This is a genomic window from Caballeronia sp. M23-90 (genome assembly GCF_053574605.1).
Genome location: NZ_JBSIPA010000793.1, coordinates 1 through 1500 on the forward strand (window position 1 = coordinate 1; position 1500 = coordinate 1500).

The 1500-nt window shown below is 65.0% G+C and carries 1 protein-coding gene; it reads left to right on the top strand.

Annotation, left to right across the window (positions count from 1 at the left end):
• On the top strand, positions 1-1500 hold a 1500-nt coding region (gene hemDX, locus ACRXB1_RS35905), incomplete at both ends, for a fused uroporphyrinogen-III synthase HemD/membrane protein HemX (protein ID WP_449494753.1).

A 1500-nucleotide genomic window follows, 5' to 3' on the forward strand; every position in this document is an offset into this window, starting at 1 on the left:
TGCGCATGTTGCGATTGGCGTGGTCGGTCCCGGCAGCGTGGCAGCTTTGGCGCGCCAGGGTATCGCACCACCGGCTTATACGGTGATCAGTCCCGGCGCCGATGCCACGATCACCGAGACGCCCACCGATCCCCGCTACGATTCCGAAGCACTGCACGCAGCAATCGTGGCGCATTTCGGCGCGGATGGCCTCAGGGACAAACGTGTGTTGATCGTGCGTGGCGATGGCGGCCGTGAATGGCTTGCCGACACGCTCGCCGAGGCCGGCGCGAAGGTGGAGAAGGTCGCGGCCTACACGCGCATCGTGCCGGAGCCGTCCATGCGCGACTGGGAGCGCATCCACGAACTGCTGGCGGGCGAACCGCACGCGTGGCTCCTCACCAGTTCGGAGGGCGTGCGCAACCTCGAAGAGCTGGCCCGCGAATATCTGACCGTCGATGAAACCCTGACGCTCAAGCACGTACCGCTCGTCACGCCGCATCCGCGTATTGCCGAAGCCGCGCGGCAGGCGGGTTTTGATAGGATTACGGTGTCCGGCGCCGGCGACGAACGCATTGTTCAGGCGTTCAGCACGCTCTTCGGCACTGCTTCACTATCGGACGGGAAAGCGGACGCGCAGGTTGCAGAGGCACAAGAATATGGATACACGGTCCCGGCGGCAACGCCGCCCGGCCAGTCCAGTCAAAAAACCAACCAGGAGTCCGCGCCGACGGATTCCAGGCCGGCGTCCGCGCCGGCTCACCAACCGGCTCAATCACGCATGACTGATTCGATCGATTCAAGCAAGACCGCTTCCAAGTCCGACGCAAAACCCGATGCCAGGTCCACGGCGTCGGCTCCGCCTTCGAATCCGCCCAATACGCCGTTCACGCCGTACGAATCGCAGCCGAAAGAGCGGCGTGGCGGCGCGGGCACGGCGCTGCTGTGGCTGGTGCTCGTGATCATCGTGATCGTGGCGGGCGTGGGCGGCTTCATGCTCAACCGCAAATTCGATCAACGCGACGCGCAACTCGCGCAACGTTTGCAGGCAAGCGACGCGCAAACCGCGGCGTTGCGCGCGCAAGCCGACCAGGCGGCGAGTTCGGTCACGGCCATCAACACGCAGATCATCCAGTTCCAGGGCAAGCTCACGGACGCACAGGCGCAAAGCCAGGCACTGCAACAGCAGTATCAGGATCTGGCGAGCAATCGCGACGACTGGACGCTGGCCGAAGTCGAGCAGATCCTGTCGAGCGCAAGCCAGCAACTGCAGCTCACAGGCAACGTCCAGCTCGCGCTCTTCGCGCTGCAAAGCGCCGACACGCGTCTCGCCGCCACGACCGGCCCGCAGATCGTGACCATCCGCAAGGCCATCGCGCAGGACATGGACAAGCTGCACGCCACGCCATCGACGGATTTGACGGGCCTGGCCATCAAGCTCGACACCGCCATCGACCAGATCGATCGTCTGCCGCTCGCCGGCGAAGCGCCGATCGTGCCGTCGACCGCACATGCCGATGA